14 protein-coding genes are annotated in these 13,208 nt (G+C 66.4%); 6 read left to right on the top strand and 8 right to left on the bottom strand.

The window, feature by feature from the left end:
- Positions 1–99 precede the first annotated feature (99 nt).
- Positions 100–918: a gamma-glutamyl-gamma-aminobutyrate hydrolase family protein gene (locus KIT25_22430; GenBank protein ID UYN98027.1), complete on the top strand. Its 819-nt coding sequence runs from the start codon at positions 100–102 to the stop codon at positions 916–918.
- 6 nt (positions 919–924) lie between these two features.
- Complete coding sequence (gtdA, locus tag KIT25_22425) at positions 925–1,974, top strand: gentisate 1,2-dioxygenase (GenBank protein ID UYN94746.1); 1,050 nt, start codon at positions 925–927, stop codon at positions 1,972–1,974.
- On the opposite strand, the gene KIT25_22420 is transcribed toward gtdA, so the two are convergent.
- From KIT25_22420 to KIT25_22410, 3 genes are read right to left on the bottom strand one after another with little or no spacing between them, the layout of a single operon-like run.
- Positions 1,971–2,360, bottom strand: a complete 390-nt coding sequence (locus tag KIT25_22420) for a hypothetical protein (protein UYN94745.1) — start codon at positions 2,358–2,360, stop codon at positions 1,971–1,973. The two genes, gtdA and KIT25_22420, sit on opposite strands and share 4 nt — an antisense overlap.
- A gap of 10 nt (positions 2,361–2,370) precedes the next feature.
- On the bottom strand, positions 2,371–3,096 hold the full coding sequence (locus tag KIT25_22415; GenBank protein UYN94744.1) for an EI24 domain-containing protein: 726 nt from the start codon (positions 3,094–3,096) through the stop codon (positions 2,371–2,373).
- Positions 3,097–3,103: 7 nt separating this feature from the next.
- Positions 3,104–4,255: a CoA transferase gene (locus tag KIT25_22410; GenBank protein ID UYN94743.1), complete on the bottom strand. Its 1,152-nt coding sequence runs from the start codon at positions 4,253–4,255 to the stop codon at positions 3,104–3,106.
- A gap of 127 nt (positions 4,256–4,382) precedes the next feature.
- Here KIT25_22410 and KIT25_22405 point away from each other — a divergent pair, with 127 nt between their 5' ends.
- Genes KIT25_22405 through KIT25_22395 form a run of 3 tightly spaced genes read left to right on the top strand, consistent with a single transcriptional unit; the run spans position 4,383 to position 7,757 of the window.
- A complete protein-coding gene (locus KIT25_22405) occupies positions 4,383–6,068 on the top strand; it encodes an SMP-30/gluconolactonase/LRE family protein (protein ID UYN94742.1) in 1,686 nt (561 codons plus the stop codon).
- A gap of 8 nt (positions 6,069–6,076) precedes the next feature.
- On the top strand, positions 6,077–6,970 hold the full coding sequence (locus tag KIT25_22400) for an MBL fold metallo-hydrolase (protein ID UYN94741.1): 894 nt from the start codon (positions 6,077–6,079) through the stop codon (positions 6,968–6,970).
- Positions 6,971–6,983: 13 nt separating this feature from the next.
- A complete protein-coding gene (locus tag KIT25_22395) occupies positions 6,984–7,757 on the top strand; it encodes an SDR family oxidoreductase (GenBank protein UYN94740.1) in 774 nt (257 codons plus the stop codon).
- A gap of 258 nt (positions 7,758–8,015) precedes the next feature.
- On the opposite strand, the gene KIT25_22390 is transcribed toward KIT25_22395, so the two are convergent.
- Positions 8,016–8,258: a DUF3309 domain-containing protein gene (locus KIT25_22390; protein ID UYN94739.1), complete on the bottom strand. Its 243-nt coding sequence runs from the start codon at positions 8,256–8,258 to the stop codon at positions 8,016–8,018.
- Positions 8,259–8,354: 96 nt separating this feature from the next.
- Complete coding sequence (locus KIT25_22385; protein UYN94738.1) at positions 8,355–9,020, bottom strand: porin family protein; 666 nt, start codon at positions 9,018–9,020, stop codon at positions 8,355–8,357.
- Between the two features lie 234 nt (positions 9,021–9,254).
- On the opposite strand from KIT25_22385, the gene recQ reads away from it, so the two are divergent.
- A complete protein-coding gene (gene recQ, locus KIT25_22380; GenBank protein UYN94737.1) occupies positions 9,255–11,063 on the top strand; it encodes a DNA helicase RecQ in 1,809 nt (602 codons plus the stop codon).
- Positions 11,064–11,069: 6 nt separating this feature from the next.
- Here the strand turns inward: recQ and KIT25_22375 are convergent, their stop codons facing one another.
- The 3 genes from KIT25_22375 to KIT25_22365 all read right to left on the bottom strand — a co-directional run bounded on the left by KIT25_22375 (position 11,070) and on the right by KIT25_22365 (position 13,182).
- Positions 11,070–11,477 carry a VOC family protein gene (locus KIT25_22375; GenBank protein UYN94736.1) on the bottom strand — a complete coding sequence of 136 codons (408 nt, stop codon included), beginning with the start codon at positions 11,475–11,477 and terminating at the stop codon, positions 11,070–11,072.
- A gap of 77 nt (positions 11,478–11,554) precedes the next feature.
- The gene (locus tag KIT25_22370; protein UYN94735.1) at positions 11,555–12,796 is read right to left on the bottom strand and encodes an RNA polymerase sigma factor; all 1,242 of its coding nucleotides are present in this window, start codon (positions 12,794–12,796) and stop codon (positions 11,555–11,557) included.
- Positions 12,793–13,182, bottom strand: coding sequence for a YciI family protein (locus KIT25_22365; protein UYN94734.1), 390 nt, complete (start codon positions 13,180–13,182; stop codon positions 12,793–12,795). Before KIT25_22365 ends, KIT25_22370 begins: the two co-directional genes overlap by 4 nt.
- Between the last annotated feature and the right edge of the window lie 26 nt (positions 13,183–13,208).

Genomic DNA, 13,208 nt, shown 5'->3' with positions numbered 1-13,208 from the left:
CGGCGGGCGGTACCACGCAAGCCAGCACTGCACAAGATGCGGGCGGGCCCGCCGGGGCGGCAATTGCCAAGAAACCGCGCTTTGGCGATGATAGCGTTCATGAGACGACGTTTATTGCGGCCTCTGGTAGGTATCACCGCCTGCCTGAAGGAGAATGGCCGCGGCGGCTGGCAGCACACCGTCAACGAAAAGTACGTCCAGGCGACGCTGGGCTCCATTGGCGCGCTGCCGGTCTTGATCCCGGCTATCGGACGCGAACTCGCCGAAGGCGGGACAATGACCGATGCGCTCGACCACCTGCTCGATTCGCTGGATGGCGTGGTCCTGACGGGCAGCCCGTCCAATGTCGAGCCGCGCCATTATGGCGGTGCGCCAAGCCGGGATGGCACCGTGCACGATGCAGCGCGCGACGCCATGACCTTGCCGCTGATTCGGCATGCCATCGATCGGGCGGTGCCACTGTTTGCGATATGCCGCGGCTTGCAGGAAGTCAACGTGGCGCTTGGGGGCACGCTGCACCAGTTCGTACACGAGGTCGACGGCCGGCGCGATCACCGCTCGCCCAGGACCACCGACGCCGATGTGAACTACGCGCCGGTGCACGATGTCGAGATTGTCGAAGGCGGCCTGTTGCACCGGCTGTTGGGCGAGCGGCGGGTGCGCGTGAACTCGCTGCATGCCCAAGGCGTCGACCGGCTGGCGCCGCGCGCGCGGCTCGAGGCGCTGGCGGACGATGGCCAGGTCGAGGCCTTCAGCGTGTCCGATGGACCGGGCTTCTGCCTGGCGGTGCAGTGGCACCCCGAGCACCGGGCACTCGAGAATCCCGTTTCGACGGTGCTGTTCGATGCCTTTGCCGAAGCATGCCGCGCGCGGGCGATGGCGCGCCTCGACTCATCCCTCAAGATCGCGGCGGAGTAGCAGGTGATGGCGGGCGGCGCCGTCCGCGGCAACACGCGGCGCGACTTCTACGAGCGCATTGGCGGGTTATCGATGGCTCCGCTCTGGGAGTCGCTGCACCAACTCGTGCCGCCGACTCCCCTGCCGAAGTACCAGCCAGCTCATTGGGACTACGAGAAAGTGAGGCCGTTCCTGATGGAAGCTGGTGCGCTCATCACTGCCCAGGAGGCGGTGCGACGCGTGCTGATTCTTGAGAATCCGGCGATGCGGGGCAGTACCTGCGTGACGCCGACACTCTATGCCGGCCTGCAGCTCATCTTGCCGGGCGAGATTGCGCCAGCCCATCGGCACACTCAGTCGGCGCTGCGCTTCATCGTGGAGGGCGAAGGCGCCTACACCACGGTCGACGGTGAGCGCACGATCATGCGTGAGGGCGATTTCGTCATCACGCCGAGCTGGACCTGGCACGATCACGGCAACGATTCATCGCAGCCCATGGTCTGGCTCGACGGACTCGACATACCGATGGTGGCGATCTTCAACGCGGGCTTCGCCGAAAACCTCGACACCGACGAGCAGCCAGTCACGGCGCCAACCGGCACGTCGGACGCCAGGTTCGCGTCGGGGCTGCTGCCGGTCGACTGGAAGCCGAGCAGGCAAACCTCGCCGATCTTCAACTATCCCTATGCGCGCACCCGAGAGGCGTTGGCGGGCCTCGCCAAGGCGGGTCCGGCCGACGCCTGCCACGGCTACAAGCTGCGCTATGTCAACCCGGCCAGCGGCGGCGCGCCGATGGCGACCATGGGCACCTTCATGCAGCTCCTCCCGGCGGGCTTCGTCACGGCGCCCTACCGCAGCACCGACGGCACAGTCTTCTCCGTTGTCGAAGGCGAAGGCGAGAGTCGGATCGGCGACCGGATCTTCCGCTGGAGGAAGCGCGACCAGTTCGTCGTACCGAGCTGGACGACGGTCGTACACGAGGCGGCAAGCGAGGCGGTGTTGTTCTCTTTCTCCGACAGGCCGGTGCAGGAGAAGCTCGATTTCTGGCGAGAGGACAGATCGGACACGCCTGGCTAGGCTAGGCGCTTCTTCTGCGTAGCCACCGACCCCGCGCATTGATCGACCGATGGGAGGGGCCGTAGCTGCGGGTCGTACGCTTCGGCGAAGGAAGCTCGCCACTCCGAGTTGCCACTACGGTATAGCGACACGAAGAGCGTGCAGGCATCGGACTGGAAGCGCAGGACGCGAGCCGGTTCATCCTTGCGGTCGAGCAAAGGCGCGCCGAAGGTCGCAATCACCTCGCGCTCGTCCATGCCTTTGATGCGGTCGAGGGGGATAGGTCGGCCGGCATTTGCCGACCTGAAGACGCCGACTTCACCGCCGGTCAACACATAGTCCGGGGCACCGGTGACGCATCCCCCGAGGCATACGGCCACGGCCAGCGTCGAGGGGGCGATCTTCATGGGAGCGATACTAGCGCCGCTCAACCGGTGGATTAAAGGGCCGACCGGTCCCGTTGGATGTACCGGCCGGCGATCTGAGCGTTCGGGCCACATGCACCATTGCCGCCATCCCTATGACCGGCACGATCAGGTTGAGCACCGGGATGGTGCCCAGGAAGGCGATGACGATGCCGGTCAGCCACAGTTGGCCGACATTGGCCTTTCGCCAAGCCTTGACCTCGGTGCGTTCGAGCCGGCGGAGTGCCACCTGCTCGTAGTACTCCCGGCCGGTCAGCCAACCGTTGATACCGTAGAACAGCACGACACCCAAGCCGGCAATGAACAGCGCCAAGAGGTAGAAAGGCAGCATGACGAGATTCAGGACGATCAGCGTGACCAGGAATACCAGGCCCGACCAGATTCCCGCCCAGAGCGGAATGCCGTGAGCCGGTCCGAGTTCGGGATAGTGCTCGCTTTCGACGATGTCGGCGATCCTCTCCATGAAGATCGAGACGATGATGCCGAAGCTCGCGGGGAACAGCAGCAACGCCACGAACACGACGGCACCGCCGCCCAACCAGCGGATCAGGTCGTTGACCCAGCTCCATTGGAACGTGGCGAACGACTGCAACGCCCACCACGCCAGCGCAGCGATCGCCGCTTGCAACACCAGCGACAGCAACAGCGATTGCCAGAGCACGCTCCGCAGTCGAGGGTCGCCGAGTTGGCGAACCGCCAATTCGAAGGCGCGTATCATGCGCTCATTACTGCGCGCCGACGATTCCCGCGGTCTTGAGCTCGGCGATCTCCTTAGCCGAGAAGCCCTTCTCGCCCAACACCTCGTCGGTGTGCTGACCTCGCTTCGCGGCCGGCCCGCGCACGCTTTCCCTGGTGCGCGAGAAGCGCGGCGCGGCGGCGGGCTGCGGGAAGCCCGAAACATCGACGTAGGCGCCGCGCGCCTTGGCGTGCGGATGGAGCGGTGCCTCCTTCATCGTCAGTACCGGCGCAAAGCAGATGTCGCTTCCTTCCATGATCGCGCACCATTCATCGCGGGTCTTCGTCTTGAAGATGGCGGTGAGGCGGCTCTTGAGCTGGGCCCAGGCCTTGCGGTCCATCTGTGGCGGCAGCGACTCCCCTTTCAGCCCCGTCTTGTCGAGCAGAAGCTCGTAGAATTGCGGTTCGATCGAACCGACGGACACGAACTTGCCGTCCCTGGTTTCGTAGGTTCCGTAAAAATGGGCGCCGCCATCGAGCAGATTGGCGCCGCGTTCCTGATCGTTCCAAAGACCGGCCCCGGTCATGCCGTAGAGCGCACCCAGCAGCAGGGCCGTACCATCTACCATGGCAGCATCGACGACCTGACCTTTGCCGGACCTCTGGGCTTCGAGAAGGCCGCACACCATGCCGAAAGCCAGCAACATGCCACCGCCACCGAAATCGCCCACCAGGTTGAGCGGCGGCGTCGGCTTGTCCTGCGGCCCGATCGCGTGCAGCGCGCCGGTCAGAGCGATGTAGTTGATGTCGTGACCGGCCGCCTTGGCCAGCGGTCCTTCCTGGCCCCAGCCGGTCATCCGTCCGTAGACCAGCTTGGGATTGCGTGCGAGACATACATCAGGGCCGACACCGAGGCGCTCGGCGACGCCGGGTCTGAACGGCTCGGTGACGCCGTCGGCCTTGTCGATGAGGCGCAGCACCACCTCGACGCCTTCCTTTTTCTGCAGGTCGACCGATACCGAACGACGACTGCGGTTGTGCACAGCGAACTTCGGATCGGCAAGACGGTCCATGACATGTGCCTTGGTGCGATCGATGCGGATCACGTCGGCACCCATGTCGCCCAGCATCATCGAGCACATGGGACCGGGGCCGATGCCCGCCAGTTCCACGATCGTCAGCCCCGAAAGCGGACCGGCCATGACTTCCTCCTGCGAAAGTGTCGTTTTTGCGATACCTGCCGATGGTAGCCGAAGGGTTCGGCGTTACAAAACCCATAGCCCGGTCTAAAGTCCGCGCCGCGAGAAAAGGGGTTGGAGGGAAGTTCGGATGGGTGTGCGCCGTCTCTTTGTGTCGGCAGTGTTCGCGCTCGCGATGGCCGGTGGCGCGTCCGGCCAGCAGGCCGCAACGACCTCGCCGCCCGCGGAGTATCGCCAGCAGATCCTGGTACCCGGCTCATGGTTTCACGGCATTCATGGCCTTGCCTTCAACAAGGACGACCAGCTCTTCGCTGGGTCCGTTATCGGTCAGACACTCTATCGTGTCCAAGTCGATTCGGGTGAAGTCGACCCTCTCGTCAATCCGCCGACCGGCATGGCCGACGACATTGCCTTCGCCGAAGACGGCACGATGGCGTGGACTGCATTTCTCCTCGGCAAGGTCTACGTCCGGCGCCCCAACGGGAAGACGGTCGAAGTCGCGCACGGTATGGCAGGACCGAACTCGCTCGCCTTTGCCAAGGATGGGCGGCTGTTCGTTTCCGAGGTGTTCATCGGCGATGCGCTGTACGAGATCGACCTCAGGAACGTCGACAAGCCCGAGTTCAAGTCGTTGCCGCGCACCGAACTGCGAAAGGTCGCGGATAAGCTCGGCGGCCTGAACGGCTTCGAAATTCATCGCGACAACGGCTTTCTCTACGGCCCACTCTGGTTCAAGGGTCAGGTGGTCAAGGTGAATCTCGCCAACGGCGCCATCGAGACTGTCGCGGAAGGTTTCACGACGCCGGCCGCGGTCAACTTCGATCCGCAGAATCAGGACAATCTCTACGTCATCGACACGGCTAATGGCTCGGTATGGAGCGTGAGCCTGACCAGCAAGGCCAAGAAACTGGTGGCGACGCTGAGGTCGGGCCTCGACAACCTGGCGTTCGACTCACGGGGGCGGCTGTTCGTGACGTCGATGACCGACAATGGGATTTATCTCGTCGACAAGGTGACCGGTGCGGCCAAGACCATCATTGAAGGACGGCTGGCCATTCCGACGGATCTCGCGGTGGTGAGCGACGGCACCAGGGAGACGCTGCACGTCGCCGATGTCTTCAGCTATCGCACAGTCGATGGGCAAAGCGGCGCCGTGCACGACGTGTTGCGCGTGCATGGCGATACCCATGCCTATCCGCTCGGCATTTCCGTCGGCCCCAAGCATGTGGTGCTGACCAGCTGGTTCTCCAACACGGTCGAGAAGGTCGATCGCAAGACCGGCAAGCTCGTGGTGAGCCTGGGCGACTTCGCGGCGCCGGTCGATGCGCTGGAGATGGCAGATGGCACGCTTTACGTCGCGGAGCTGGCCACCGGCAATCTCGTCAAGGTGAGTGCAGACGGCAAGTCGCGCACGATCGTCGCCCGGGATCTGCGGGGGCCGGTGTCGATGGCGCAAGGAACCGGCAGCTCGATCTACGTCACCGAGATCGCGGCGGGCGCGGTCACCCGCCTCGATCTCGCGTCCGGCGCCCGCACCGTCCTCGCAGATGGGTTGGCGGCGCCGGAAGGGATCGATGTCGGGCCGGATGGCCGCATTTATGTCGCGGAGGTCGGACAGCAGCGCATCGTCGCTATCGATCCGGCAACGGGCGCGAGGACGATAGTCGCCTCCAACCTCGACATCGGTCTCGCGCCGTTCCCCGGTGGGCCGCCCGGCCTGGTCCCCACGGGGGTCGCCGTGGGTAGGTCGGGCGCCGTCTATGTCAGTTCGGATCGTCGCAACGCCATCTACAAGCTCGTGCCGCCGGCGCGCTGAGGAGACCCATGCCTGGCATTCCTTTCATCAAGGACTTCAAGTTCGACTATGCCACGGCGATGGAGGTGACGCCCCTCGTCCGGCGTATCGTCGCCAGGAACCCCAGCCCGTTCACCTTCAAAGGCACCGGCACCTACGTCATCGGCCACGGCAAGGTGGCGATCGTCGACCCTGGCCCCGATCAGCAGGATCACATCGACGCCGTCCTGAACGCGGTGCGGGGCGAGACCGTGACGCACGTCTTCGTCACCCATACCCATATCGATCACGTGCCGGCGACGCCGGCGATCGCCAAGGCGACCGGCGCCAAGGTCTATAGCTACGGGCCGCATCCCCGGCCGCCGGCCGGCGAGAAGCCGGAGGAGGCGGGCGATCTTGCCTTCGCGCCCGACGTCAAGCTCGCCGACAGTGACGTGGTTCAGGGAGACGGCTGGAACGTCGAGGCGGTCTACACGCCCGGCCATATCTCCAACCATCTCTGCTTCGCGGTGAAGGAGGACAAGGCCCTGCTGTCTGGCGATCATGTCATGGGCTGGTCGACCGCGGTGATCTCGCCGCCCGACGGCAACATGGCCGACTATTTCGCCAGTCTGCGCAAGCTTCTTCCGCGCGAGGAGACGCTCTACATCCCGACGCACGGCGCCGAGATCCGCAACCCGCATCCTTTCGTGCAGGCGTATATTGAGCATCGGCTGGGGCGTGAGGCCCAGATCATGGCGCGTCTCAAGGAAGGGCCGCAAACCATCCCCCGGATGGTGGCCAAGAACTATGCCGACACGCCGGCGCACCTGCATGCGGCAGCTGGCCGCTCGATGCTGGCGCATCTGATCCAGATGGTGAAGGACGGTCGCGTGAAGACCGACGACGGCCGCGCCGCGGTCGACAGCGTCTACAGGCTCTAGGGGGACCCGGCGGATGGATCTCAAACTCACCGGCAAGACGGTTCTCATCAGCGGCGGCAGCCGTGGCATCGGTCTGGCATGCGCCATGGGATTCGCCGCGGAGGGATGCGCGGTCCACATCGCTTCGCGTTCGAAGGAGTCGCTCGAGGCGGCGCAGGACAAGATCCGCTCGCGCCACAATGTGCCGGTCGAGATCCATGTCGCCGACTTCTCGAAGGGCGATACCGTGCGGTCGGTGGTCGACGCGGTGGGTCATGCCGATATCCTGGTCAACAACGCCGGCGCCATCCCGCGCGGCGACGTCCTCGGCATGACCGAACCGAAATGGCGCGAGGCCTGGGATCTGAAGGTGTTCGGCTACGTCAACGCCACGCGCGCCATGCTGGACAAGATGTACGCCCGCAGGAAGGGCGTGATCGTGAACATCATCGGTCTCGCCGGCGAAGCCTATAACTACGACTATGTCGCCGGCACGATGGGCAATGCCGGCTTGATGGCTTTCACGCGCGCCGTGGGCTCGCGCAGCGTCGACCAGGGCGTGCGCGTGGTGGCGATCAATCCGCCCGCGACGCGCACCGACCGCATGCTCACCCTGCTGCGCGGCCAGGCCGAGCAAAAATGGGGCGACCCCGAACGGTGGCCCGAACTTACCAGTCACATGCCATTCGGCCGAGCCGCCGAGCCTGACGAGGTCGCCGACCTCGCGGTCTTCCTCGCCTCCGATCGGGCGAGCTACATCAGCGGCGTGGTGATGACCCTCGATGGCGGTCAAGCGGCGCGCCATTAGCCAGGGTCGTGCCGGCCGAGACACCAGCACTTCGCCGTCCTTGCGGCGTCCTCGACAGCGAGGACCGCTGCAACGCTGATGACATCGGCATCCAGGCCGATTCGTCCTCGAGTCCTCACAGTCCCCTGCAATCCTCGGAGTCCACTCATCCACAGGGTCCGTGTCGTCTCGTGGATGTCTCGTCCCGTGAGACACCGCAAGTCATTGATCCGAATGGACACCAGACCGAATGTTCCGCTGAGACCCGCGTCAGGAGTCCTAAGGCGGGGAAACCTGCGGACTGCCGGCCCGAAGGGCGGCGTAGCGGACCTCGTCGGCGCCGATCCGGATCGATGGATTGCCCGATATCCTGTCGCCGGTGCGCGCCCTGTCGCCGACAGCCGCGACCGTGACGGCGACCATCAGCAGGGCTGCCGCTACGCTCGGCCCATGGCCCCACTGCGCACTATGGCGCCAGCAGGGGTAGGCGGCGATTGCCGTCGAAGCCAGGATCACAGCCATGCAGAACGCGAGCATCGCACTCCCCCAATCGTCCGGGTGGACGGTTGGAGAGGGAACGACCGGGAGAGTGCCAAGGTTCCGCCACGATCCGTCGCGCTAGAATTTGTAGTTGACGCCGACGCGCACGAGGTTGCCGATCGAACGGTCGTTGATCGAGGTGGTTGCCGGCGACGACAGCGGCGTGTCGGGCGTGCCGATCCACAGATACTCGAGCTTCGCCGACCAGTGGTCGGTGAAGTGGCCTTCCACGCCGGCGCCGAACGTGTAGGTCCAGAAGTTGTTGGCGACGTTGAAGTAGCCGTTGGGCGTGTCTGTGCCCTCGAGCTTCTGGCGGCCCCACACGGCGCCGCCCGTCACGTAGGGCATCACCGAGCCCACCGGGTAGCCGATGCGGGCGCGCATTGTGCTGAACCACGGCATGGTGTGATTGGCGGTGTAGCCCGAGCTGCCCATCGTGGTGCTCGTCAGGGTCGATTGATAGGTCGAGCCCTGGAAGTCGAGCTCGGCGCCGAGCAGCACGGGGCCGACGAGATAGTTGTAGCCGACCTGGGCGCCGCCCGCGAAGCCCGAGCCGACTCCGTAGCGGCCGCCGGCATCGTTGCCGAGAGTGAGCGAGCTCGATGTCGTGCCCCACAGGCCGCCGGCATTGAGGCCGCCGTAGAATCCTTCCCAGTAGGGGTTCGCCGGCTGCGCGGCGAGCGGTGCCGCGACGAGCGTGGCAGCCGCCGCCACTGCGAGGCCGATCGACTTCTTCACGGTCATGACAAACTTCAAACGCTGATCGAGGGTTGAGATTGCTCTTGTGAGCGCGTCGGAGTGAGCCGGGAGAAAGCGGCCACGAAAGGGCGCGAGTTTGAACCTGAGAAGGCGATCTGGGCGTGTTGCAGCGCTGCATCACTTTCGCGAACCAATGGCGAATGATGTGCGGCGAAAACACGTCGCGCGTTCATCCACAGTGCGCGATTCATGCGTCGTCGCTAGTGTTGCGACAAGGCAATGTCCGCTTCGCTTTCGACTGCACGCACCCTGCTTCATTCCGTGTTCGGCTTCAGCGCGTTCCGCCCGGGCCAGGAGGAGATCGTGCGCGCCGTGCTCGAGGGCGAGAACGTGCTCGCCGTCATGCCGACCGGCAGCGGCAAGTCGCTGTGCTATCAGCTGCCCGCGATCGCGCGCCCGGGACTGACGCTCGTGGTGTCGCCGCTGATCGCCCTGATGCGCGATCAGGTGCGCGCGCTCGGCGCGGCCGGCGTTGCGGCGGGCAGCCTCAACTCGAGCAACGATCCGGCCGAGAACGCGCGCGTGCTCGATCTCCTGCGCCGCCGCGAGCTTCGTCTGCTCTATGTCGCGCCCGAAAGGCTGGCCCGCCCCGACACGATCGAGCTGCTCGCCGAGACCAACGTGGCGCTGATGGCGATCGACGAGGCGCACTGCGTCTCGCAGTGGGGCCACGACTTCCGGCCCGAGTATCTCGCGCTCGGCAGCCTGGCGCGCCAGATCGGCGGCCGACTGCAGACCATGGCGCTCACCGCGACGGCCGATGCGCCGACGCGCAGCGACATCGTCGACAAGCTGTTCACCGCTCCGCCGCGCACCTTCGTGCGCAGCTTCGATCGGCCGAACCTGCGGCTCGCCTTCAAGCCCAAGGACCGATCCTCGCGCCAGGTGCTGGCCTTCGTGCGGGAGCACGCGGGCGAAAGCGGCATCGTCTACTGCGCCTCGCGCCGCAAGGTCGAGGAGCTGGCCGGGACCCTCGTCGCCGCCGGCGTGCGCGCGCTGCCCTACCATGCCGGCCTCGACAAGGCGGTGCGCGACGCCAACCAGGATGCCTTCCAGCAGCAGGACGGCGTGGTGATGACGGCCACGGTGGCGTTCGGCATGGGCATCGACAAGCCCGACGTGCGTTTCGTCTGCCACGCCGACCTGCCCGCCAACGTCGAGGCCTACTACCAGGAGATCGGTCGCGCCGGACGCGACGGCCTGCCGGCCGACACGCTGACGCTCTACGGCATGGGCGACATGCAGCTGCGCCGGCTGCAGATCGAGCAGGGCGATTCGCCGGACGAGCGCAAGCGCATCGATCGCCAGCGCCTCGGCGCGCTGCTGGCGCTGGCCGAGGCGCCGCGCTGCCGGCGTCAGACGCTGCTCGCCTATTTCGGCGAACATTCGGAACCGTGCGGTAACTGCGACCTCTGCCTCGAGGGCGTCGACCGGTTCGACGGCACGATCGAGGCGCAGAAGGCGATGTCGGCGATCGTGCGCACCGGCGAGCGCTTCGGCATGGAGCACCTGATCGCCATCGTACGCGGCGACCGCACCGACAACGTGCAGAGGTTCGAGCACGACAAGCTGCCGACTTTCGGCGTCGGCGCCGAGCGCAAGGCGGCCGAGTGGCGCTCGATCTTCCGCCAGCTCTCGGCCATCGGACTGATCGCCCAGGATCTGGTCGAGCACGGCCGCTGGTGGGTCACCGACGAGGGCTGGCGCGTGCTGAGGGGCGAACAGAAGATCGAGCTGCGCAAGGATCTCGCGCGTCCGACCGCCGGCCGGTCGCGCGACAAGCGGGCGGCCGCGCTGGTCGGAGAGGCGGACGCGACGCTGCTCACGGCGCTCAAGGGCCTGCGCACCAGGCTCGCCCAGGCGCAGAAGGTGCCGGCCTATGTGGTCTTCTCGGATCGCACTCTCGCCGAGCTCGCCACGCACCGGCCCGGCACGATGGCGGCGATGCGCGAAATCCACGGCATCGGCGACGCCAAGCTCGAGCGCTACGGCGCCGCGTTCCTCGAGGCGATCCGCGGCACCGCCTGATCCGGACTACGCGGCCTTCGGCGTCGTGGCGATGGACCACAGCACGCCGAACGGATCGCGCAACTGGCCGTAGCGGTCGCCCCAGAACATGAGCTGGACCGGCAACACGGTCTCGGCGCCTGCATTTTGGGCGCGCTCGAACCAGGCGTCGACGTCGTCGACCTGGAGATGGAGCATGAACGACGCCGGCGGCTGCAGCGGATGGCCGTGGTCGGGGAAGGCATCGGCCAGCATCACCGAGCCGCCGTTGATGACGAGATGGATGTGCAGATAGCGCCCCTTGTCGTCGGGCGGCAGACGCCGGGCTTCGGTGGCGCCGAAAGCCTTGACGTAGAAGTCGGCCGCCTTGCCGGCATTGCTGACGGTCAGATAGGGCGCGACCCCGCCGAGGACCGGCGGATTCTCGTTGCTCATGTCGAACTCCAGGTTGGGATCATGTCCCAAGGACGAACGAGCCCGGTCGATTCCGACGTGCCCCGCGAGCTTTTTTGTCAGCCTCGTGCCAGATGATCGATGTGCTGGCGGATGTGGGCGGCCTCGGCGGGCGTGTTGGCGAGCGCAACGGCGCGGTCGAAGGCGGCGCGGGCCTCCTCGCGTCGGTCGAGCTGCTGCAACAGGGCGCCGCGCACGCCGTGGAAGTAGAAGTAGTTGGAGAGCCGGTCGCCGAGCGGCTCGACCAGCTCGAGCGCGGCTGCAGGCCCCTGCACCTTGCTGAGCGCCACCGCGCGGTTGAGGGTGACCACGGGCGAGGGCTGCAACCGCTCGAGGTTGGCGTAGAGCAAGTCGATCTGCGCCCAGTCGGTGTCCTCGGCCTTCCTGGCGCGGGCATGCAGGGCGGCGATGGCGGCCTGGATCTGATAGGGGCCGGGTCGGCGATGGCGCATCGCCTTGTCGATCAGCGCCAGCCCTTCGGCGATGCGCTTGTCGTCCCACAGCCGGCGATCCTGGTCCTCGAGCAGCACGATGGCGCCGTCGGCATCGAAGCGGGCGCTGGCGCGCGCCTGCTGCAGCAGCATCAGCGCCATCAGCCCCATCACTTCGGGTTCGGTCGGAAAGACGCGTAGCAGCAGGCGGCCGAGCCGGATCGCCTCCTCGGCAAGCGGCGTGCGTGCCTCGGCTTCGGTCGGCCCCGCCGAATAGCCCTCGTTGAAGGTCAGGTAGATCATGGCGGCGACGACGGCCAGCCGTTCGGATCGTTCCGCGGGGCCGGGGGTCTCGAACGGCACCTGCGACCGGGCGATGCGCGCCTTGGCTCGGGTGAGGCGCTGTTCCATCGCCGCTTCGCCGACCAGGAAGGCGCGGGCGATCTGCCTGACCGAGAGTCCGCATACCACGCGCAGCGCCAGCGCGATCTGCTGCGTCGCCGGCAGCTCGGGATGGCAGCACACGAACAGCAGCCGGAGGATGTCGTCGCGATAATGCTCGTCGTCCAGGCGCTCGACGAGAGGCGTTTCGACGTCGTCGAGATCGGAGATCTGGTCTTCCTCGGGCAAGGGTGCCTGGCGGGCGCGCCGGCGCACGTCGTCCATCGCGGCGTTGCGGCCGACCATGATCAGCCAGGCCGCGGCATCGCGCGGCGGGCCGTTCTGCGGCCAGTTCCTGAGCGCGCGCAGGCAGGCCTCCTGGAAGGCCTCCTCGGCGGTGTCGAGATCGCGGAAATAGCGCAGCAGGGCGCCCATCGCCTGCGGGCGGGCCGACGTCAGGAGCGCGTCGATCCAGCCGAGGTCGTTCATGCCGCCGGCTTCTTCGCAAGGCCGAGGCGATGGCCATTGAACTCGGCGACGGGCCGGATCTCGTAGCTGCCGGTGCCGGGATTGGCCTCGGCCAGATCCCTGGCGATGTCGATGGCGCCGTCGAGCGAGGCGCAGTCGACGATGTAGAAGCCGAGCAGCTGCTCCTTGGTCTCGGCGAACGGCCCGTCGATCACCAGCTCCTCGCGGCCCTTGCGCAAGGTGGTGGCGGCGGTGGTGGGCAGCAGGCGCGCGACCGGCCCGAGCCGGCCCTGCCTGTCGAGCTTGTCGCCGACCGCGCGCAGGCGGGTCATGGTGGCGTCGTGGTACTCCTTCGACCATGAGCCGACTGCGTCTTCGGAGTTGTAGCAGAGGATGGCGTACAGCATGGGGCTCCTCACCTGAACCTAGGACG

This window comes from Enhydrobacter sp., from assembly GCA_025808875.1.
Lineage (GTDB): Bacteria > Pseudomonadota > Alphaproteobacteria > Reyranellales > Reyranellaceae > Reyranella.
This window is presented reverse-complemented; position numbering and strand designations above follow the sequence as displayed.